The organism is Streptomyces sp. AC627_RSS907, assembly GCF_019049165.1.
Genome location: NZ_JAGMUE010000414.1, coordinates 1 through 616 on the forward strand (window position 1 = coordinate 1; position 616 = coordinate 616).

The following is a 616-nucleotide window of genomic DNA, read 5'->3' on the forward strand; positions in this document are numbered from 1 at the left end:
TCGGTGGTCCGCCCGTCAGCGGCGTCCTGGAACTCCCCGTCGATGTAGTTGCGCAAACGACGCAGCTCGGTGGTCACAGCCACCCCTCCCTGCCTGGTGTCCGATGGGTGAGACACCCACCCTAGCCTCTCGGGTGACGCTTTCGACATACCCACTCGCCGAAAGCTGCGGAATCAGCATACCTATCGAACTCAAACAACGAATTCCGGCGAACTTGGGTTGCGACACGGTCGAGTCCTCGTGCACAGTGAGGCGCGTGGCCACACCTGACAAGCGCAGTTCGCCCTCGATCGACGCCGTCTCCTTGGCGATCATCGAGCAACTCCAGGAAGACGGGCGTCGTCCGTACGCCGCGATCGGCAAGGCCGTGGGACTATCCGAGGCGGCCGTCCGACAGCGCGTCCAGAAGCTGCTCGACCAGAACGTCATGCAGATCGTCGCCGTCACCGACCCACTGACCGTCGGCTTCCGACGCCAAGCCATGGTCGGCGTCAACGTCGAAGGTGACGTCGATCCGGTAGCCGACGCCCTGACGGCCATGGACGAGGTGGAGTACGTCGTCGTCACCGCCGGTTCCTTCGACCTCCTCGTCGAGATCGTCTGCGAGGACGACGAC

General features: G+C 64.0%; 1 protein-coding gene. It reads left to right on the forward strand.

Annotated features, from left to right (window positions below):
- Positions 1-247 precede the first annotated feature (247 nt).
- Positions 248-616: Lrp/AsnC family transcriptional regulator (locus KUM32_RS36200; protein ID WP_374227591.1), on the forward strand; the 369-nt coding region annotated here is incomplete at its 3' end.